The organism is Spirillospora sp. NPDC052269 (assembly GCF_040679435.1).
Lineage (GTDB): Bacteria > Actinomycetota > Actinomycetes > Streptosporangiales > Streptosporangiaceae > Spirillospora.
This window is the reverse complement of the sequence record NZ_JBFAUU010000020.1, coordinates 1-20,041: the sequence shown is the minus strand read 5'-3', so window position 1 is coordinate 20,041 and position 20,041 is coordinate 1. Positions and strand designations below refer to the sequence as shown.

The following is a 20,041-nucleotide window of genomic DNA, read 5'->3' as shown; positions in this document are numbered from 1 at the left end:
TCTCCAGGAAAGTCAAAGGTCAGAGGGGTTGGTCGGGGGCGCGCTGGAAGGTGGGCGCCCTGCCGTAGGACGCCTTGCGCGAGGCCCGGCGGAGCGTCGTCAGGACGGCCGGCCCGAGGACGACGATGGCGATGGTGTTGGTGATGGCGCGTCCGGTGTCCCAGCCCGCGGTCGAGGTCAGAAGGGTGAACACGGTGAAGCGGCGCAGGTTGTCCCAGACGGGGTCGCCGGGGACGTAGGAGATGTGCCCGTGGTGGTAGGGCACCTCGGCGCCCGTGATGAACGGCCAGAACCACAGGTTCATCAGGAACCCGAACAGGTAGGCCACGACGATGCCGTAGGCGACCAGCATCGCGATCTCGGCCTTGCCGGTGACGCGGCGGGGCAGGAGCCCCGCGCCCATGCCGATCCACGCCGAGCACATCATCTGGAACGGCAGCCACGGCCCGACCCCGGCGGTCAGCAGCGCCGAGGCGAACAGCGAGGTGCAGCCGAGCGCGAACCCGAAGCCCGCGCCGAAGACCCGTCCGGCGAGCACCAGCATGAAGAACACCGTCTCGATGCCCGCGGTGCCCGCGCCGAGCGGCCGGAGCGCGGCGTTGACCGCCGACAGGACGCCGAGCATCGCCAGCGCCTTGGAGTCCATGCCGCCCTCGGTCAGCTCGGCGAGCACCACGATGATGACCACGGGCAGGATGCCGATGAACACGAACGGCGCGTCCGGGGCGTGCTGCATGCTCTCCGGCCGGACGCGGACCAGCAGCGGCCAGACGAACATCATGAGCCCGGCGAGCGAGGCGAGGACGAGCACGACCGCCGCCCTCGGCCCGACCCGGACCGCCTGGTCGGCACGCCCCCACACGCGCCGCTTCCCCTGCGCCTGGGCCTGGTCATCCGGCCGGTCCGTCGAAGCTGTGACCTGTGTGCTCATCGGATGGCCTCCGCGAGGGCGGCGTCGACGTCGGCGACGGTGAGCCAGTCCGGGCCGAGGATCTTGGCGGTCTGCGGCGCGAACGCGGGGGAGCCGCCCAGCACCTCGACGGCTGGACCGTCCGCCACGACCTCGCCCTCGGCCATGACGGCGACCCGGTCGGCGACGGCGGCGACGAACTCCACGTCGTGGGTGGCGACGACGACGGCACGGCCCTCTTCTGCCAGGTTCGCGATCGCCGCCGCGAGCGCGGTCTTGGCGTCGTAGTCGAGGCCGCGGGTCGGCTCGTCCAGCAGCATGACGCGCGGCGAGGCGGTCAGCTGGACGGCCAGCACCAGTGCCAGCCGCTGCCCCTCCGACAGGTCGCGCGGGTGCGCGGCCGGGTCGACGCCGGGCGCGATCCGGTCGAGCAGCGCCCGGCAGGAGCCGGGGGACGCGCCCGACTCGCGGTCGGCGGCGTCGCACTCGTCCGCGACGTGTTCGAGGTACAGCAGGTCGGCGGCCGTCTGCGGGACGAGCCCGACCCGCTTGCGCGCCTCGCCCGCGGTCAGCCGCCGCGGGTCGGCGCCGCCGACGTCCACGGTGCCGCCCTGCCGGGGCCCCGAACCCTGCAGTGCCCACAGCAGCGAGGACTTGCCGGACCCGTTGCGGCCCATCAGCGCGAGCACGGTGCCCGCGCCCAGCGTGAGGTCGACCCCGCGCACCGCGACCGTCGCGCCGTACCGGACGACCACGCCCTTCGCGGTCATCAGCGGCTCGGGCGGCGTCCCTGCGACGGGCCTCGGCCGGGATGGCAGCGCGTCGCGGAGCGGGCGGGCCCGGCGGCGGGCGTCCCGGACCGACAGCGGCAGCGGATCCCAGCCGGCCAGCCGCCCGAGGGCGACGATGGGCGGCCCGATCGGCATGACCCGCAGGACCTCGGACGGAGGCCCGTCCACGACGCCGCCGTCGCCCCGGACGTACAGGACGCGGTCGGCGAACGGGACGACCCGCTCCATCCGGTGCTCGGCCAGGACCACCGTCGTGCCGAGGTCCTGGACGAGCCGCGCGAGGGTCGCCAGCACCTCCTCGGCGGCCGTCGGGTCGAGCGCCGAGGTCGGCTCGTCCAGCACGAGCAGCCGCGGGTGGGTGGTCAGCACCGAGCCGATCGCGACGCGCTGCTGCTGCCCGCCCGACAGCGTCCGCAGCGCACGTCGTCGCAGGTCGGCGATGCCGAGCAGGTCCAGGGTCTCCTCGACGCGGCGGCGCATCACCTGCGGGCGCAGCCCGAGCTGCTCCATGCCGTAGGCGAGCTCCTCCTCGACCGTGTCGGTCACGAACCCCGCCAGGGGGTCCTGCCCGACCATGCCGACCAGGTGCGCGAACTCGCGCGGCGGGCGGGCGTCGGTGGTCTGCCCGCCGACCTCCACGGTGCCCTCCAGGTGGCCGCCGGTGAAGTGCGGGACCAGGCCGTTGAAGGTGCCGAGGAGGGTGGACTTCCCGGCGCCGGTGCGGCCTGTGACCAGGATCAGCTCGCCCTCGCCGACGGTCAGGCCGACGTCGGCGAGCACGGGGTCGGGTTGCCCGTGGTACCAGAAGCTGACGTGCTCCAGACGGATCATGCGTGGGCCTTCTCGACGGCGGGTCGCCGCTCCTCGCCCGCCGCGGGCGCGGGCTCGGCGACGGCGGACCCGGGACGCGGGGTGAGGTGCGCGGGCAGGACGCCGGCCAGGACCCCGAGCAGCGGCGTCCAGGACAGCATCGGCCACGACAGGTCCGACAGCGACGGGTTGAGGTTGGTGGGGTCCACGCTGGACGTCGCGAACAGCGCCGCCGCGACCGCGACGCCGCTGACGGCGACGAGCAGCTCGGCGGGACCCCAGCGGTCGGGGCGGTAGCGGGTCCGCCGGACGCGTCGTCCGGCGAGCCAGAACCCGGCCAGCGCCACCGCCACCCCCGCCGCGAGGACGGGAAACGCCAGGTAGCGCGGCGTCGAGCCGTCGAGCGTGGCGTACACGCCGACGCACAGCCCGCCCAGCCCGGCGATCATCAGCAGGCCGGTGGCGGCGCGGGCGCGCTTCGGCACCGTCCCGGCGCGTCCGTAGCCGCGCACGTCCATCGACGCCGCCAGGTGCAGCGACCGCTCCAGGGCGTCCTCCAGGACGGGGATGACGACCGTGCGCAGCGCGCGGTACCGGCCGCCGCCCATGCCGCCGCGCAGCTTCCGCGCCCGACGCACCCGCAGGACGCTCTCGGCGAGCTGCGGGAACACCGACAGCGCGACGACCACGGCGGTGCCGATCTCGTACAGCGCCGGGGGCATCGCCTTCAGCAGCCGCTTGGGGTTGGCGAGGGCGTTGCCCGCGCCCAGGCAGATCACCATCGTCGCCAGGCGCAGCCCGTCGTACAGGCCGCCGAGCAGCGACTCGGCCGACACGTTCCCGAACAGCCGGATGCCCGCGGCCCACGCGGGCAGCGGGATCTCCGGCAGGTGCAGGACGATCGTCGACCCCTCCGCGCCGCCGAAGACCAGGCGGAACCCGACCCGTCCGGCGACGATCACGGCGCCGAGGACGACGTAGACGCGGAACGCCATCGCCCACGGCGCGTCCGGGCGGCGCGCCACGACGACGTGGCAGACCACCGCGAGGATCGTCAGCAGCAGCCACGGGTTGGTGGTGCGGCTCGCGGCGACTGCGAGGCCCAGCGTCCACACCCACCACGCGGCGGGGTGCAGGTCGCGGGGCAGGAAGTACGCGGACGGCCTGAGGACGGGGAGCGTCATCATGCCTCCCTGGCGCGTCTGCGGCGGCGAGCGATCACCCAGGACGCGACGGCCAGCGCCACGGCGGCTCCTGCGGCGACCCACGGCGCGTAGTCGGCGGCACCGGACTGCTTCTTCAGGACGTCGTGGACGTCCGGCGCGTTCTCACCTCCGGTGAAGGCGACGTTGCGGGCGGGGTCGTCGGCGGTCGAGCCGCCGCGCGGACGAGGCGGAGGGAGCTTCCCGCCGCGCGTCACCGGAGTGTCGCCACCGCCCTGACCGCCTCCCGCGCCGCCTCCGCTACCGGTGCTCCCGTTGGAGCCGCCCGAGTTCGAACCGCCACCGCCCGAGCCGGAGCCGGGGCCGCCGGGCTGCGAGCCCGGGCCGTTCGAGGTGTTCGGCTGGCGCTCGTTCGGGTCGTCGCCGCTCGGCGGCGGTTCGTCGGGCGCGTTGCACGACTGCCCGGCGGTCCCCGGACGAACCGCCGCCACCCGCGGCCTCGGATTGCTGTCGGCGGTCGCGTTCAGCGAGAACGACCAGCCCTCGAACCCGCCCTGGACGAAGTCGCGGTTCTTCACGCCCCACTGGCTGTACTCCCAGGCGCAGTTGTTGCCCGCGTGCCAGTACGACCAGTACCCGGAGGCGGGCGGGGTGTCCACGCACGCCTCCCGGTACCCGGAGTTCCCCTTGATCGGGATCTTCTCCACCGCCGACGGCCGGTTCTCGATCCGGCAGATGAACGCCTCGCCCCAGCGCTGCACGCCCGCGATCTGGAACCCGGCGTTCTTCAGCGCGTCCAGTCCGGTGCCGCGGCCTGTCTGCGGGTCGCAGCGGACGATGGTCGTTCCGCCGAGCGCCTGGAAGTCCACCACGACCGTGACGCCGGTGCCCGAGGTGCAGAAGCCCGGGTGGCCCTTGGACGGGTCGATCGCGTACGCGTCCGGGACGGCCGCCACCGCCGCGACCACGAGAGCGGTCGCGGCGGTGGCGGCGCTGGCCCGGCGCGCCGGGGACGCGCTCACTTGACGGTGAGGTTCGCGGTCGAGGTCGTGGTGCCCGCGGTGCCCGTCGCCTGGATCGTGTAGGTGTAGGTGCCCTTCGCCGTCGGCGTGACCGTCTTGGTGCCGCCGGGCACGGCCAGCGTCCCCGACCACGAGCCGCCCCCGGCCGCGGGCGCCACCGCGCTCGCGGTCAGGCCGGTCGCCTGGTTGGACGTCCAGGTCAGCGTGGTGCTCTCACCCAGGTTGATCGTGCGGTCCAGGTCGTTCACCGACAGGTTGACCGACGGACGGCCCGGCTTGACGGCCGTGTTGCGGGGCGTCACGCGCGGCGCGGGATTGGTGTCGATGCCCCGGTTCAGCGAGAACGACCAGCCCTCGAACCCGCCCGGGACCACGTTGCGGTTCGCCGCGCCGTAGCTGCTGTAGCTCCAGGTGTTCCCGGAACCGTCGGCGTTCCAGTACGACCAGTAGGCCGCTCCGGGCGGGGTGGTGATACACGCCTCCTTGTAGCCGGTGTTCCCGGTGATCGGGATGCTCTCGGTGGGAGAGGGACGCCCGTTGAGCCGGCACACGAACGCCAGGCCCCATTGCGCGGCGCCGGTGACGCTGATCCCGGCGTCCTGGAGGGCCTGGATGCCGGTCCGCTGCGCGCCGGGCGTCGGGTTCGGCGAGCACTTGGTGAGCGTCGGCGCGGCCGTGCCGCCGTTGCCGTTCAGTTCCTGGAAGTCGATGACGACGGTGACGCCGGTGAGGGCGTCGGCGCCGGTGCAGATCCCGTTGTAGGGGGCCACCGCCCGCGGCGCGGCGGCGCGGGCAGGGGCGGCGTGCGCCGCGGGGACGGAGAGGAGCAGCACGGTCAGGCCGGAGGCGGCCGCGATCGCGGATCTCATTGGTGGGGGTTCCTCTTCGGTGATTCGCCGCCCGGTTCGTCGGACGGTGGTGTGGTGGAGTGCGCCGTGGACGGTGCGCCAGGCGGCGGGGACAGGGAGACCGTTGTCGCGGGGGCGGCGACGGAGGCGAGCTCCGACGGCGACTCCGCGGGGGCGAGGAGCGTGGTCGAGGGGGCCGCGGCAGAGGAGCCGCTGCTCCGGGCGCGCCGGGTGCGCTTTCGGCGGGAGAGGAAGTAGACGCCTCCGCCCACGAGGACGGCGGCGAGCGCCGCGCTTCCCGAGGCGAGCAGCCAGGTCGACGTTCGCCAACCGGAACCGGACGTGGCCGGGGACTGGGCCGCGACCTGCTGGACGCTCAGGGCGACGGGGGAGTTCTGAGCCGTCAGCCACGACCGCCCGGAGACGCCGGGAGCGGCGGCGATGCTGGTGGGAACGTCGCTGGCCGTCCCGCCGGGCTTGGCGAAGCCGCCGTCCGGACGCAGCAGCGTCCCGAGGACGCGGACGACACCGTCGGGACTCAGCCCGGCGGCGAGGCGTCCGGTGGCGGCATCGGCGCTGCGCGCCACGTCGACCGTCCCGCCCGCGCCGTGCACGACGCCATCCCCGCCGGACAGGCGGCCGAGGCCGGTGACGGCCCTGACCAGCGCGGACCTCCGGGTCCGCGACCAGGCGGCGGGCGCGGACCCGAGCCTGGCCGCGACCTGGACCGCGGACGCGTCGGCCACACCGGTGACGTCGCCGCGCGGCCCCGCGTTGAGCGAGGCGATCGCGGCGGCGGTCGCCGTCACGTCACCGGTCGCGCACGCGGACGTGCCGAGGACGGCCGGGAACGTGCCGTCCGCGCACTGGCTCTTGAGCAGGACGCTGAGCGGGACGGCCGCGTCGCCGGGGGACGCCCCGGCGGTGGTCGCCAGGACCGCCCACGCCTGCCGCCGCACCGAGGTGTCGGGGCTGCCGTAGGCGCCCGTGTCGACGAAGTGCCCCTGGGCGGTGCGCAGCCGGGCAAGGCCGTCCCGCAGCCCGGCGACCGTGGTCGCCAGGTCCTTGGGCGCGGCGGGCTCGTACTGGAGGAAACGTGCGATGAGCTGCAGCTTCGCGAGCGGCTCAGCATAGGCCGCCGCCGTCTTCTCGTAGGGGACGCCGTAGGCGTACGCCTTCACCGACTCCGGAACCAGGAGGAACCGGGACGCGCGCGTGACGGCCACGGGCTGCTCGCCCAGCGAGCGGAGCGCGAACACGACGTCGGCGGTGGCGTCGTAGTCGACGTAGGTCCGTCCGCCTTCGGTGACCTCGATGTGGTCGCCGTCCACGAGCTTGCCCGCCAGGTACGAGCCGAGCCGTCCGGCCGAGGTCGGAACGGCGGGCTGCGCCTGGCTCTGCGTCGGGGTGACGACGGGCTTGTTCTGCGGGTTGGCCGTCTTCTTGTCACCACCACCACCACCGCCGTTGTTGCTGCTCGGCGGGGGTGCGGGTGACCCGGTCCGGCCGCTGGGCGGCGCGACGGACGGCGGACCGGCTCCGGGCCTGGGCTTGGGCAACGGCAGGTTCCCGCCCGGCTTGGACGGCTGGTTCCCGTTGCCTCCGCCACCGGGCTGCGGCTGGTTCCCGTCGCCTCCACCGGGGGCTTCGCCGTCTCCGTCCCCGCCCGGCGTCGTGCCCTTCACCAGGTTGTAGAAGCCGACCTGGGACAGGCCGAGGGACGCCTGCGCGCCGGCGCGGACCCAGGTGTCGGTGCCGGTGATGCCGCTGTCGCGGGCGCCCTGGTACTGGTCGGGGGTGTAGGCGATCGCGCCGACCTGGTCAGCGAGCCGGTTGCCGGAGTCGGCGGACGTGACCTGCGCGGACTTCAGGTAGGCGGTGCCCTTGTCCACGGCGTCCTTGGCGTCGCCCGCGTCCGCGAGCGCCTGGACGACCAGGCCGGTGCTGTTGGTGTTGGGCGCCTCGGTGCTGACGCCGCCGCCCCAGCCGCCGCCGGCGGACTGGCGTCCCTTCAGCCAGGCGACGGTCTTCGCGATCGGGCCGTCCAGACCGGTCGCGCCGGCCTTGCGCGCCGCCAGCAGCGCCGACAGCGACATCGCGGTCGCGTCGCCGTCGGGCGCGGCCTTGCCGGATGCCCTGTCCTCGTCGCAGGTGGAGAGCCTGGTGTTGTCCGCGGTGTGGTCGAAGAAGATCCGGAAGTAGCCGTCCGAGCACTGCTGGGAGAGCAGGGCGTCGAGGGCGAGCCGGTCGTTCTCACCCGCCCCGGCCAGGCCGATCACGCCGAGCGCCTGGCCGAACATGTTGGAGTTGTTGTAGACCGAGCTCGACAGGTCCGGGTTCTTGGAGTAGTCGCTGACGCGGCCCCTGTCCGGCCCGGTCCGCATGATCGCGCCCTGGACCTCGGCGACCATGTCGTGCCCGCCGAACCTCCGCGGGTCGCGCCCGGCGACCTCGGCGGCGACCAGCACCTTCGCGGCCGCGCCCCCGGTGATGACCGCGTCGTAGCCCGCGTTCGGGACCAGGCCGTCCCAGGTGTAGTAGTCGGTGGCGTGCTTGCCGTCGTCCAGGTACTCGACGATCGGGTCGGCGAGCTTCCCCTCACCAGCCGCGCGCATGGCGAACAGCGCGTCGATCATCAGCCCGTGGTCGGGCAGCGTCCCGCCATTGGGGTTGCGCAGGGTGCCGTCGGCACCGAGCTGGCGCGCCAGCCAGCGCGCGTTGGCCTGCGCGGCCGACGGCTCGCCGGCACGCGCCGTCCCGGCCATGCCGGGGACGGCCACGGTGAACGCGGTGCAGGCTGCGGCGGCCAGCACCCCGATCATCTGTCGTTTCCTGCACCACGTGCGGTCCACGCCCTCGTCCTTTGCTTGAGAAGGAGGAGAGAGCGGTCCCGGATCCGGTGCCGATCGTGCCCGCCCCTGCTTCTCGCGACAGTGGGTCTGACAGATGCCGTCCGCGGATGGACCCGACTCGTCACCAGAGGTGACCTACGGTTGCGCGACAGTGCCGGACTTCGACCGGCTTCCTCTCACAACGGACGGCGGTATTCATTTGTGATCAAACGGGCAGAGCTTAACACCCGCGAAGCCCCCTGAGGACCCCGCCGCCGGAGATTTCGAACCGCCCCTCGTAGACACACTGTCTATTGACATAGACAGTGTGTCTTGAAAAATTGGAGAGCGGGAAGCGCGGACCGAACACGAGAAGAGGAGCGCCATGACGGCCTCACCCGGACGTCCCGACCACGTCGACCTGGCCTTTCGCGGGACGCCGCCCTGGGACATCGGCCGTCCCCAACCCGCCCTCCTCGACCTCGCCGGAAGCGGCGCGCTGACCGGACGCGTCCTCGACGTCGGCTGCGGCACCGGCGAACACACCCTGATGGCCGCCGCCCTCGGCCTGGACGTCACCGGCGTCGACATGGCCGACGCCGCCCTGCGAGCCGCCAAGGCGAAGGCGCGCGAACGGGCGCTCAGGGCCCGCTTCCTGCACTGCGACGTCCAAGCCCTGACCGACCTGGGTGAGGTCTTCGACACCGTCCTGGACTCGCTGGTCTTCCATGCGCTCGACGATGACGTCCGCACCGTCTACCTGGCCGGACTGCGCGCCGTCCTCCGCCCCGGCGGACGCCTGTTCCTGCTCGGCTACAGCGACCGGCAACCAGACCACGTCCGGGTGCCGCACGGCCTGACCCGCGAGCAGATCACCGACCACTTCGCCGACGGCTGGCGCATCGACTCCTTCGACGAAGTCCTCAGCATCGCCAATCCCTACCCCGACGGCGTGGCGGCCTGGCTGGTCGGCCTCACCCGCGTACCGCAGAGTTCCAGCTGACCGGGACGGCGACGGGGCCTCCGAGGATGGGGAGGTCGTCCTGGGTGTCGATGGCGTGGCGGGGGACGGCGAGACGCAGGCCGGGCAGCTCCCGGAGCAGGCTCGTGAGCGCGATCTGGCACTCCAGGGCGGCGAAATCCGAGGCGGGGCAACGGTGGACACCCTTGCCGAAGGAGAGGTGCGGTCCCTCGTCGCGGCGCAGGTCGAGCCGGTCCGGGGCGGTGAACCGCAGCGGATCACGGTTGGCGTCGCGCAGCATGACGCGGATCCAGTCGTGGGGTTCGAGGGTCACCCCGCACACCTCGACGGGCTCGGTCACGTAGCGCGGGGCCGCCTGCCGGTTCGGGGTGATGAAGCGGAGCAGTTCGTCGGTCGCCGCGGGCGCCAGATCCGGGTCGGCGCGCAGGTCGGCGAGCTGCTCGGGATGGTCGAGCAGGACCAGGACGGCCTGGGCGACGAAGCGGGCGGCGGCTTCCATGCCCGCGATCACCAGCTGCCCGAGCGTGGAGGTCAGCTCGTCGTGGCTCAGGCCGTCCGGCCGGCCCTCGGCCCCGACGAGCTCGCTGATCAGGTCGGCGTCCGGACGGCGGCGCTTGGCCTCGACGACCTCGTCGAGCGCCGCGAGCAGCTCGCGATGCTTGGCGGCGTTGACGTCGCGTTCCGGCGAGCCCACCGGGATCGAGGTCACTCCGGCGGTGAACAGGCGGCGGCGCAGGTACGCGCGCCCGAAGTCCGCCGGGAACCCGACCGTCCCGCACAGCACGGCGATGGCGAAGGGGTAGGCGAAGTCCTCCACCAGGTCCGCGGTGCCGCCCGAACGGACGAGGGCGCGGAGCAGCCGGTCGGCCTCGTCCTGGACGAGGCCGCGCAGGGCCTGGGTGCGCCGCAGGGTGAACGCGGGCGTGACCAGGCGCCGCAACCGGGTGTGGTCGGGATCGTCGGTGAACACCATCAGACGGCCCAGCTTGGGCCGCAGGTCCAGGGAGATCCAGGACGCCCGCAGCTGCCCGGGGCGGGCCCACCTGTCCATGTCGTTGCGCAACCGCTCATCGGTGAGCAGCGCCTCGCCGCAGGCGTACCTCGTCACGAGCCACTGCGGTGTCCCGTGGACGTCACCGCCGCGCCGGACCCCATGGGAGTCGTGCATCATTCGGCCGCCTGTCCCGCGAGGGGCGCGCGGCGGACGGGCGTGTCCCCGTCCACGTCGCCGATCCGGACGTGGGCACGGAGCAGGTGCCGTTCGACGCCCGGCGGATACGGCTCCCGCGTGTGCAGCAGCGCCCGGTTGTCCGCGAGGACGATGTCGCCGACCTGCCACTGGTGCGCGTACATGTGCCGGGGATCGTAGAGAGCGTCCCGGATCCGCTGGACGGCCTCGGCGCGGTCGCAGTCGGCGGGCGCCCGATCCAGCGTGGTGCGCGGCGGGTTCAGGATGTGGACGCCCTCGGGAACCGGCTCGCTGAAGCGCAGCGTGGGTTCACCGGTGTGCGGATGCTCCACCACCAGCGGGCAGGTCCGCGACAGCATCTCGTCGTTCAGAGGGCGCTCGTACCGGAAGACGAGCGTCCGCCACAGGGCGACCGTGTCCGGGGCCGTGTTCGCGATCACCCTGGTGGTGTCGCTGAACAGCGTCGCGCCGCCGGACGCGCCGGTGCCGGCGGACTTCAGGCACTGGAAGATCTGGATGTCGGGGGTGTCGGGCTTGTACACGCCGTCCCAGTGGATCGGCATGAAGCCGGTGTCGTGGACGTGGTCGTCCGGTTCGGCCTGTGCCACCACCGACACGATCGGCCGGTCCCCCCACACCACGAGCGGCCCGAGCCCGCGGGCGAACGCCTCGAACCGGTCGGCGGACGGCGCCCCGGCGAAACCGCGCAGCAGGACGAGGTGCTCCCGCAGCAGCAGGTTCGTCAGCCATTCCGGGGGCAGCCCGGCGAGATCGGTCGTGCCGTCCGGCGACAGCCGCACCCCGAACGGCGCCAGCCTGTGCAGCGGACGCCATCGCGCGTCGTCCGGGGACTCGAGCAGGTGGCGCGCGGCCACGCCGAGCAGCGCCTGGAGGTCCCGATGCCAGGGCGCGGTCACGCCCTCGGCGGGCAGCAGGACGTCGATGAGCATCTGCATCCGGTCGCCGAGCGCCTCCTCCAGGGACGGCGGGACGACCGTCCGGGTCGGGGACCAGGGCTGGGCGTCCAGCGACAGGGCGCCACGGAGGTGCCCGGCGATCAGGTCGGCGATGTAGGGGGCCAGGAGCACGCCGTTGCGGTACGACGCGGTGGCGGCCAGCACGCGCGGATCCTCGGTGGGGCCGACCAGAGGCAGGTGGTCGACCGTGTACGGGCGGTGTCCGACGCTGATCGACGCCAGTTCGCGATGGTAGACGCCCGTGTTGAGCTCGTCCCCGACGCTCTGCACCACCGCGAGGACCTCCTCGAGGGCCGGTGCGGTGGAGGTCTCGCCGGGCGGCGTCAGCCGGTTCGTGGCGCCGAGGTAGGCGGCCCCGCCCGCCCGCGGCACCAGGTGCGCGCCGCAGGCGAAGCGGCGCACCGGCGTCCGCACCGTCGCCGGCAGCGCGAACCCGGTGTCGCGCACCGACACGCTCACGCCCTTGCCCGCCAGGAGCTCGGGCAGACCGAGCGACAACCCCGGCGAGGCGTCCGCGAGCGCGCCGGTGCCGGTGCCCGCCGCCAGGACGACCCGATCCGCCTCGTACCGCCCGTGGTCCGCGCACCGGACGATCAGCGGCCCCTCCGAACCGGCCTTCCCCTGTTCCAACGCCACGGCGGTCGTGTCGGTCCACCGGACGTTCTCCCGCGCGGACAGCAGATGCGACAGGGCGTCCAGCAGTTCACCGGTGTCGACGGACGCCTCGTCCGGAAGCCAGAGCGCCGCGTGCGCCAGACAGGTCCGCGCGGGGGACAGGCCGGGAACCTCGGACGGCGGATGCGGCTCCGCGGTCGCGCCGTGGTCGCGCGCGGCCCGCGCGGCCGCCTCCAGCGCCTCGAGGTCACCGGAGCCGTGGGCGGTGGCGACCAGCCATATCCCGCCGGTCAGCGTGACCTCGCGTCCGCTCTCCGCCCGGAGCCGTGTCAGCCGGCCGTCGTAGGCGGCCCGCGCGGCGACCCGGTGCGCGATCTCCGCGGGAGCGGACAGCGGATCGTCCGCGGCGGACGTCTCGCTGAACGGCGCGAGCATCGCACCGGCCGCGGCGGAGGCCTGCCCCGCACGGCATCGCGGCCCCACCAGCAGCACCCGCACCCCGGGTTCGCTCACCGCCCACGCGGTGGACAACCCGATGATCCCGGTGCCGATCACGGCGACATCGAAGACGTCCCTGGTGCCCACGACCGCTCCTTCGGATGATCACCGTCCGTCACGGAAGCTCGCGAGATATATCCCCTGATATCGCAGCGAGTAAGCGATCACGTGCATAGAGTGCCCGTTCCGGGGATGTCGTCCATGCCCTCAGGGGCTGGCGAGTGCGGGGACGGAGGTGGAAGTTCGAGGTCGGCGCGGGCGCGCTCGCCGCCGCCGCGATCGCGTCAGTCCCTGGGACGGCTTGACGCTCCCGGGACGCCGGATCAGACTCGCGCCATGGCCGAACACGACCCGGATGAGCCGAGCTGGGTGGCGCACTGGGACGAGGAGTTCCAGAAGCTTCCGGAGTTCAGGCTCAAGGACTACCTGCGGGTCTTCGAGGCCGTTCACCACCACTACGAGGGCCACCGGATCGACACGTTCGAGTTGAAGAGGTGCTTCTTCGGCATCGACGACACCGGCCGGCTCCAACTCGAACCACCCGACTGGGCGCGCATCGGCGACGTGGGCTGGGACGACCTGGGCGACGCGAACTGGCGGGCCGTCCACGCCTGGAAGAGCCTCAACCGCCAGTACCGCTGTGTCGGCATGGCGTCGGGAAACGTGCAGAACCTCTCCCTGCTCCACTGGCCCCGTCTTCCCCGGCCCGGGCGCCCCATCCGCACGACCGCGATCCACGTGCGCGTCACCCACCGGCACGGCGCCCCCGAGACCATGTTCGCCTTCCCGATCACCCCGGAAGGCCGCTACCGACGCCGCATCCACTTCGAACCGGAGCGTGTCGCCTACGTGCGCCGCTGGGCGGACTCCCTCCCCTGAGACCCGGCGGCGCCGACGCGCCTCAGATCCCCGCAGCGGACGACTACCGAGGACCTCGTCTCCGTCCTGGAAAATGTGGACGATCGCCCAGGGAAGACTGCCCGAGTAGCGCGAGGAGAGCCTTGAACGACCGGCAAGTGACCGACCATGACCAGGACCAGGTCACCCCCGAGGTCCGGGAGCGCATCCAGGCCAGCTTCGACCGCCAGGGATTGATGACCCACCTCGGCGCGCGCCTGACGCACATCGCGCCGGGACGCGTGCACATCGCCCTGCCGTCCCGGCCCGAGGTGACCCAGCAGAACGGCTACGTCCACGGCGGCGCCACCAGCGCCATCGCCGACACCGCGGGCGGCTACGCCGCGTTCACCCTGTTCCCCGACGACACCTCGGTGCTCACCGTCGAATACAAGATCAACCTGCTGGCCCCCGCCGAGACGAGGCGAAGACGACCTGAAGCAGCCCGCGGGCCGAACGTCACGTCCCCTGGCCCTGGACGTCGGCCTGCTCGTCGTCACGAGGTCCCGCGGACTGCTCGTCCTCCTGCGCGGCGAGGCGTGCGCCCCTCACACCTCGCCACATCAGGACCACCGCGACCCCCGCCAGGACGACGGCCAGCGCTCCCAGGATCCAGGCGTCCGGCAGGGCGTCCCCGATGCGCAGTGCCCGCTCCTCCGCGGCGGCCTCGGTGTCCTCGCCGACCAGGCCGGGCAGGACGACACCGCCGTCGTAGTACAGGAAGCTCACGCCGATGGCGACGAAGAGAAGCCCGCCGATCAGCGACGTCGAGTGCGTGCGCAGGCGCCACACGGTGATCGGACGGCCGCGCAGCCAGCGCCGGCGCCCCAGGTCGAGACGGTCCCAGAACAGCGACAGGACGAACAGCGGCGCCGCCATGCCCAGCGCGTACACCGCCAGCATCGTCGCCCCGCGAACGGGCGCGCCTCCCACCGCCGAGATCGTGAGGATCCCGCCGAGCAGCGGCCCCGAGCAGAAGCCCGACAGCCCGTACACGGTGCCGAGCAACCCCACCGACAGGACGGAACCGGCATCGCCCCGCCGTCCGGCGAGCCGTCCGAGCAGCGAGAACCCGAAACCGAGCCCGAGGATCTGGGCGGCGCCGAGGGCGATGACCGTCCACCCGCCGATGCCGATCAGCAGATCCCGGTGCCCGTACAGCAGCCGCCCGGCGGCCGCGCCCGCCGCCCCCAGCGGCACCAGCGTCAGGCACAGCCCGACATAGAAGACGGCGGTGCGGCCGACCAGCCGCGTCCGATCGGTGAAGGAGTAGGCGAAGAACGCCGGGAGCAGAAGCGCACTGCACGGGCTGAGCAGGGTGAGCAGCCCGCCGAGGAACGCCGCGGCGTACCCGACGCCGCTCACCGCCCGCCCTTCGCCTTCGCGATCGCGTCGGCGAACTCCTTGAACGGCTGGGCGCCGAGCAGCGGCTTGCCGTTGATGATGAAGGTCGGCGTGCTCATCGCACCCACCTCGTAACTCTCGTCCCAGTCGTTCTGGACGGCCTCCTTGGTCTCCTCACTGTTCATGTCCCGGCGGAAACGCTCCATGTCCGCGACGCCCGCCTCACGCGCCCACGCCATCAGCTTGTCGTTCGCGAAGTCCCCGGCGTTGCGGCGGTGCGGCTTGGCGTACAGCAGGTCGTGGAACTGCCAGAACCGCCCCTGGAGAGCCGCGGCGTAACCCGCCCGCGCGGCGTTCCGGGACTCGGGACCGAAGACGGGAAAGTTGCGCCACTCGATCCGCAGCACACCCGTGTCGACGTACTCGCGGATCAGCCGCGGCTTGGTCTCGCGAGCGAAGCGCCCGCAGAACGGACACTGGAAGTCGGAGTACTCGATCATCACCACAGGCGCGTCGACCCGTCCGAGCGCGTAGGGATCGCCGTTCTGCCGATGCGGCTGCCCCGGCTTGCCGGACGCGGGCGGAGTCGTCACCGGCGTCGCCGCCGCCTTGGCCTTCGGCGGGGGAGCGGCGGCCTTGGGCTTCGAGTCACCTCCGCTCCGCGCGAAGGCCAGCGCCGCAATGAGCACGGCCGCGACGAGCAGCGCCGCACCCCCGATGATCAGACGGCGAGACGCCGCCTTACCCGCAGAAGACATTCGTCAACACCTCTCGATAGAGGAAAGCAAATGGGGCTGCGGAAACGACGCGCAGCCCGTCCCCGAATCAGCCGCGCGTGGCGACCGGACAGACGACCTCACCGGACAGCCGCCGAACGGCGGCCACGGCCAGCAGCACGACCGACAGCACTCCCACCAAGGGCTGAAGCGGCGCCCACACCGTCAACGCCCCCGAGGATCCGACGACGACGAGCACCAATTTGTTGCACGTCGGGCAGCCGACCGCGAAGAACGACAAGAAACCACCCACCGGCCCGAGACGCCGTGCCGTGCCGGAACGTCCCCCGCCATAGCTGGCGATGACCAGCCCACCGAGCACCGCGGTGGCCGCCAGGATCGGATAGTTCCACCACTGCACGGGCACGGACCGTCCGAACACGGGATTCGGCACCACGTCAGTCGGAATCCCCACCGCCAGCGCGGACCCGACAGCTGCCACCAAAGCCACCGCCCAGCGGCGACCAGACCACAGGCCGAGCGCCCGCCCCGCGAACCCCATCGCAGCCCATGCGGCACTGAACGCCCGTGCGACCGAGCGCAGAAGAAACATTGAAGAAGAACTCCGTTCTGTCAGACCTGCTGGACCGTCGAAGACGGCCGCCTAGATCCGCAGAACGCAAAGCCGCCCCACATCAGGCGGAGCCATCGGTTCGCAGGGGACGCCCGATTCAGGCGCCTTCACGCCCTCGGCCGTGAACCCCGGAGCAGGAACGGGCATGCTCGCGGCAGCCGGAGCGATGACCGACCCCTCAGACAGAGCCTGCTTCCCACACTGCCCCTGCACACCGGCACCAACATCGCCCAAGCCGTCCGCCCAAGCCGATTCATGCTGGACGGGCCCAGCCGGGCAAACCTGAACGACGCCCGAGGCCCCTTCGACCGCAGCGATACTCTTCCCCGCCTGCGTCAGGCATCCGACGGCGAGAAACGAAACCAGGGCGACCAGCGCAAGACGCGCCAAGGACCATGCAGCACTCCGCATGACCCGCGCCCCTTCCCCTCGCCCCGTCTCAGCCCTCACTATAGGCCGCACCCGCCCCCGGGAGATCTGTCGTCCGAGTACGATACGGAGACGCGAGCTGCCCAGGTGCCGAACCCGGTGCTGTGTGAGCATCCGTTCCCTGGCTGGACAGCGCCGAGTGGCCAGAGATGACCCCTGTGCCTGTTCTTCTTCCCTCTGGACTCGTCAACGCGCATCTGGGTCGATGTACTTGAGTCTTTTCGCATAGATCTTGACGATGAGCCAGCGCTTCTCGCTCGACGACTCGGTGCCTGGGAAGAAATAGACGCTGTATTGGTCTCCCAGATATTCCTCGTTGCTTTGGCATATTCGGGCCATCGTCATCATATGCGGGTCCTCTGGCCAGGGGTGTTCCCACCACCCGGTGATGCGGGGGCTCTCGTCCTCGTCGAACACCTCTGGTGAGACGGCTTTGAGGAGACCGTCCACGAATTCAGGGCCGAACCTCTGCGGACCTTCCCGGACCACGTAGACGTGGACGAGTGGGTGGTTGAGCCGGCTGGTCTGCACCGATGAGCGCCCATTGGCCCTCCGTGGCGCAGGATCGGCCCTTCTTCCGCATTCCGGGCATCGGTAGGGGTTGCCGCCGTCCACCCTCGCGTAGTGGGCACGGCAGAAGTAGCCACCGCACTTCGTGCAGCGCACGCCGCGCGCGTTGGCGATCTTGACGTTCTTGTCAAAGGACTTCGTCTGCCCGAAGCTGACCCATCCGGCGGAGCAGCCTGCTGACTCACAGGCGCAGAAGACGGGATCCAGCCGTGGATCCCCGAGAACCCGGGTGGTGAGCTCCCCGTGCCGGTCCCGGAGTGTCCCGAAATAGACGACGCCGGCCGCCAGTTCGAGGGCCTCGGGCGAATCCGGATACACGCTCAGAACGATGAGCAGCGCCTGCAGCGCCTCGCGGTAGCGTTCCGCCGCGAGTAGCTCCCGGGCGTCGGTCAGATTGTCATCGAGCCAGGCTGTCACAGTTCCCCTCAAGGTCCGAGATGGGTGAAGGGCGCCCACAGATCCGGCCGGTCCGGTTTGTTGCTCCGGAGTCGACGGACCGCCGCGTGCAGGGCGTACGGAGCGCGGTCGGCGGTTCCGTCGCCGCCGTCCGCGAGATGCTGGTAGAAGTCGTGTGCCACTTGCGCGGCCGCGGCATCACCAACCGGCCACAATGTTCCGACGATGTGGCGGAACCCCGCAGCCTGGAAGGCTGTACCGAGGTGGATCACCTCATCGAGGTGCCGGGCACCGGCCTGCGCGCTCTCGCAAGCCGAGAGGTAGGCGAGTTCGGCTTCGTCCTGGGTCCGCGCTGAGATCTGCGCCACCGACAGCAGACCGTCGCTGAGCACCAGCCCACTCTGCAGGGGGTTTCGGTGGTCGTTGGCGGCGTGGCAGGCGAAGTGCACCCACGTGACCTTCGGGATCTCTGCCAGGACGTCCCTGACCGAAGCCCGCCCGTCTCGCAACACGGTCGATCCTTCTGGGCTGACGATCGGGTTGCGGGCTTCCTCAGCGACACGGCGGAGGTCCGGCCAGTGCGGAGTGGCCGCCATGGCGACAGTGAGCTGCCTCCGGTCCCTGACGGCCGGACGATGCCGACTTGCCATCAGCGTCCTGATGGTGGGCGCGTAGGAGGACACGGCATAGTCCAACGCGCAGGCGCCGTCGGAAGACCGCGCCGCGTGCAGCGGCATGAGGCTTGCGATCCCGACTGGCACCCACCACAGGCGAGGCGGCGTCGATGCTTGTCCGTTGTAGTCCAAGGCCTCGAAGACGGGCTCGGTCACGCGGTTCCACAACCAGTTCAGCACTTCGGCGATCCGGGTGCGGCGTTCTGCGCCGGAGTGGGCCGTGGAGTATCCCAACTTGTCGATCATCCGACGCGCCTCGGCCCACCAGACTCCGGTGAGCCGCACGACCGTGGTCTCGGCACCGCGCAAGATGACGGCGTCACTGCGAGACGCCCCGAAGTTCAGCATGACCACCACTCCGGTGTCAGCTTCTCCAGGAAGCCCGGAAGAGTCCCTTTCGACGTCAGGCCTTCCGGAGAACGCGATGCCGCGTCCCTGCTCCGCGACATCGAGAGCGGCCGCCGCGTCGTTCAGGTCCAGGTAGGCGGCGATGGCTTGGCTCACCAGCCCCTGCTCGCCGCGTACCCCGTGGATCCGATCCTGCCTCTCCAGGTCAGGCGATGCGACCGTGCCGAGCGCCTCCACAGCGGTTCGGAACATTCCCGCAGCGGTGGCCGTCTCTCCGGCATGCAGGAACACGTTCCCGACTGCGCGCGCCAGCCGGACCCGCGCCCACGGTGGTGCCGTGTCCATCCTCGTGAGCCCTGCCGCGAGCCGCGCGCGGGCCTGAGGAGCGGCGACACCCTGACCACGTTTGGACCGGGACGCGTAGGCCTCTGCGAGGTCGGCCAGGATCGCGGCCCGGTGCGGATCGTCCGGAGGGAGGATCGCCAAGGCGTTCTCGAAGAGGTCCTCCGCCTCCGTGAAGTCCGAGAGCTCACCCGCCTCCGCGAACCGCAGCGCGTACACCGACCCGAGGTCCGCGAAGATCGCGGCGCGCCGCACGTCATTCTCTGGAAGCAGCGCCAGTCCGCGGCTCCCGTACTCAACGGCCTTGTCGAGGTCCGCGAGCGACTGGTCCGGGCTCTCTTCGTACTTGACGCGGTGGTACCCGCAGAGGTTGCCCAGCCGAGGTGCCTCGTCCGCGTGACCGGGCGGCAAGACCGCGATCGACCGTTCGCTGTAGTCGATCGCTGAGATGAGGTCGTCGAGTGCCCGGGTCTTGAGGAAGAGCAGCGCGTGAGCCGTACCGAGATTCCACAGGCGTCCGGCCAGGGCGGGATCATCCGCACGGCATTCGGCCAGCGCCTGTTCAGCGAGGTCCCGTGCCCGGCGCAGGTCGCCTGAGTCGTTGGTGAGTTCGTGCCGTTCCTGGTAGGCGGCGCCGAGGTTGGTCAGGAGCAGTCCACGGCTCGGATGCTCCGACCCGGTGGCGGCCAGAGCCTCCTCGCCGAGATCGATCGCGGTCTGGAGATCGTCGAGCGATCCGACGCGTGCTCCTCGAAGAAAGTATGCATTGGCGAGATAGGAGACCCGGATCGGTCGCTCGGTCGCTCCCTCGGACGTGCCCCTGACCGCGAGGGCCACGCATTCGATCGCGGTGTCAATGTCCGATGGCCTGGCGAAACGAGAATATTTGCTTTGATATGTGAGGCCGAGATTGGTCAGGTACATCGCGTACTGCTCGGAGCCTTGCGGGGTTTCAGCCAGTGAGTCTTTTTCAGTGGTGTCTGGGGGGCTGCTGGTCACAGCATGATCGCGGGCGGCGCGGCGGGCCGGGAACGCAACAAAGCCCCTGGTAGGAC

The 20,041-nt window shown here is 71.7% G+C and carries 15 protein-coding genes and 1 pseudogene; 3 read left to right on the top strand and 13 right to left on the bottom strand.

The window, feature by feature from the left end:
* Positions 1 to 19 precede the first annotated feature (19 nt).
* The 6 genes from AB0L06_RS34795 to AB0L06_RS34770 are packed head-to-tail and all read right to left on the bottom strand — an operon-like array spanning position 20 to position 8,366.
* Positions 20 to 931 (bottom strand): ECF transporter S component, encoded by a 912-nt coding sequence (locus tag AB0L06_RS34795; RefSeq protein ID WP_500235421.1) that lies wholly within the window; start codon positions 929 to 931, stop codon positions 20 to 22.
* Positions 928 to 2,532 (bottom strand): ABC transporter ATP-binding protein, encoded by a 1,605-nt coding sequence (locus tag AB0L06_RS34790; protein ID WP_500235420.1) that lies wholly within the window; start codon positions 2,530 to 2,532, stop codon positions 928 to 930. The genes AB0L06_RS34795 and AB0L06_RS34790 overlap by 4 nt, the downstream gene beginning before the upstream one ends.
* Positions 2,529 to 3,695: an energy-coupling factor transporter transmembrane component T gene (locus AB0L06_RS34785; protein ID WP_500235419.1), complete on the bottom strand. Its 1,167-nt coding sequence runs from the start codon at positions 3,693 to 3,695 to the stop codon at positions 2,529 to 2,531. The genes AB0L06_RS34790 and AB0L06_RS34785 overlap by 4 nt, the downstream gene beginning before the upstream one ends.
* Positions 3,695 to 4,696, bottom strand: a complete 1,002-nt coding sequence (locus AB0L06_RS34780) for an ABC transporter substrate-binding protein (RefSeq protein ID WP_500235417.1) — start codon at positions 4,694 to 4,696, stop codon at positions 3,695 to 3,697. Before AB0L06_RS34780 ends, AB0L06_RS34785 begins: the two co-directional genes overlap by 1 nt.
* Positions 4,693 to 5,565 (bottom strand): SCO2322-related protein, encoded by an 873-nt coding sequence (locus tag AB0L06_RS34775; RefSeq protein ID WP_500235416.1) that lies wholly within the window; start codon positions 5,563 to 5,565, stop codon positions 4,693 to 4,695. Before AB0L06_RS34775 ends, AB0L06_RS34780 begins: the two co-directional genes overlap by 4 nt.
* Positions 5,562 to 8,366, bottom strand: coding sequence for a hypothetical protein (locus AB0L06_RS34770; RefSeq protein WP_500235414.1), 2,805 nt, complete (start codon positions 8,364 to 8,366; stop codon positions 5,562 to 5,564). Before AB0L06_RS34770 ends, AB0L06_RS34775 begins: the two co-directional genes overlap by 4 nt.
* A 394-nt stretch (positions 8,367 to 8,760) precedes the next feature.
* On the opposite strand from AB0L06_RS34770, the gene AB0L06_RS34765 reads away from it, so the two are divergent.
* On the top strand, positions 8,761 to 9,378 hold the full coding sequence (locus AB0L06_RS34765) for a class I SAM-dependent methyltransferase (RefSeq protein WP_500235413.1): 618 nt from the start codon (positions 8,761 to 8,763) through the stop codon (positions 9,376 to 9,378).
* Here AB0L06_RS34765 and AB0L06_RS34760 read toward each other — a convergent pair.
* Entirely contained in the window at positions 9,350 to 10,528 is a 1,179-nt protein-coding gene (locus tag AB0L06_RS34760; RefSeq protein ID WP_500235412.1) for a cytochrome P450, read from the bottom strand. The genes AB0L06_RS34765 and AB0L06_RS34760 overlap by 29 nt on opposite strands.
* Complete coding sequence (locus AB0L06_RS34755) at positions 10,525 to 12,723, bottom strand: FAD-dependent oxidoreductase (RefSeq protein ID WP_500235411.1); 2,199 nt, start codon at positions 12,721 to 12,723, stop codon at positions 10,525 to 10,527. Before AB0L06_RS34755 ends, AB0L06_RS34760 begins: the two co-directional genes overlap by 4 nt.
* Positions 12,724 to 12,972: 249 nt before the next feature.
* Here AB0L06_RS34755 and AB0L06_RS34750 point away from each other — a divergent pair, with 249 nt between their 5' ends.
* Positions 12,973 to 13,515 (top strand): hypothetical protein, encoded by a 543-nt coding sequence (locus AB0L06_RS34750; RefSeq protein ID WP_500235410.1) that lies wholly within the window; start codon positions 12,973 to 12,975, stop codon positions 13,513 to 13,515.
* 215 nt (positions 13,516 to 13,730) lie between these two features.
* Positions 13,731 to 13,946, top strand: a pseudogene (locus AB0L06_RS34745) (PaaI family thioesterase); the annotation flags it as partial.
* Between the two features lie 46 nt (positions 13,947 to 13,992).
* Here the strand turns inward: AB0L06_RS34745 and AB0L06_RS34740 are convergent.
* The 5 genes from AB0L06_RS34740 to AB0L06_RS34720 all read right to left on the bottom strand — a co-directional run.
* On the bottom strand, positions 13,993 to 14,898 hold the full coding sequence (locus AB0L06_RS34740) for a cytochrome c biogenesis CcdA family protein (protein WP_500235409.1): 906 nt from the start codon (positions 14,896 to 14,898) through the stop codon (positions 13,993 to 13,995).
* On the bottom strand, positions 14,895 to 15,635 hold the full coding sequence (locus tag AB0L06_RS34735; protein WP_500235408.1) for a DsbA family protein: 741 nt from the start codon (positions 15,633 to 15,635) through the stop codon (positions 14,895 to 14,897). The genes AB0L06_RS34740 and AB0L06_RS34735 overlap by 4 nt, the downstream gene beginning before the upstream one ends.
* 67 nt (positions 15,636 to 15,702) lie before the next feature.
* On the bottom strand, positions 15,703 to 16,206 hold the full coding sequence (locus AB0L06_RS34730) for a hypothetical protein (protein WP_500235407.1): 504 nt from the start codon (positions 16,204 to 16,206) through the stop codon (positions 15,703 to 15,705).
* Between the two features lie 636 nt (positions 16,207 to 16,842).
* A complete protein-coding gene (locus AB0L06_RS34725) occupies positions 16,843 to 17,643 on the bottom strand; it encodes an RING finger protein (RefSeq protein ID WP_500235406.1) in 801 nt (266 codons plus the stop codon).
* An 8-nt stretch (positions 17,644 to 17,651) separates the two neighbouring features.
* Positions 17,652 to 20,041 (bottom strand): CHAT domain-containing protein (locus tag AB0L06_RS34720; RefSeq protein ID WP_500235405.1); only part of this gene is annotated, 2,390 nt, incomplete at its 5' end.

Bases quoted from the DNA above. Each gene is read 5' to 3' on its own strand.
- AB0L06_RS34795 (WP_500235421.1), bottom strand. From the start codon at position 931: ATGAGCACACAGGTCACAGCTTCGACGGACCGGCCGGATGACCAGGCC.
- AB0L06_RS34790 (WP_500235420.1), bottom strand. From the start codon at position 2,532: ATGATCCGTCTGGAGCACGTCAGCTTCTGGTACCACGGGCAACCCGAC.
- AB0L06_RS34785 (WP_500235419.1), bottom strand. From the start codon at position 3,695: ATGACGCTCCCCGTCCTCAGGCCGTCCGCGTACTTCCTGCCCCGCGAC.
- AB0L06_RS34775 (WP_500235416.1), bottom strand. From the start codon at position 5,565: ATGAGATCCGCGATCGCGGCCGCCTCCGGCCTGACCGTGCTGCTCCTC.
- AB0L06_RS34770 (WP_500235414.1), bottom strand. From the start codon at position 8,366: ATGATCGGGGTGCTGGCCGCCGCAGCCTGCACCGCGTTCACCGTGGCC.
- AB0L06_RS34765 (WP_500235413.1), top strand. From the start codon at position 8,761: ATGACGGCCTCACCCGGACGTCCCGACCACGTCGACCTGGCCTTTCGC.
- AB0L06_RS34760 (WP_500235412.1), bottom strand. From the start codon at position 10,528: ATGATGCACGACTCCCATGGGGTCCGGCGCGGCGGTGACGTCCACGGG.
- AB0L06_RS34750 (WP_500235410.1), top strand. From the start codon at position 12,973: ATGGCCGAACACGACCCGGATGAGCCGAGCTGGGTGGCGCACTGGGAC.
- AB0L06_RS34735 (WP_500235408.1), bottom strand. From the start codon at position 15,635: ATGTCTTCTGCGGGTAAGGCGGCGTCTCGCCGTCTGATCATCGGGGGT.
- AB0L06_RS34730 (WP_500235407.1), bottom strand. From the start codon at position 16,206: ATGTTTCTTCTGCGCTCGGTCGCACGGGCGTTCAGTGCCGCATGGGCT.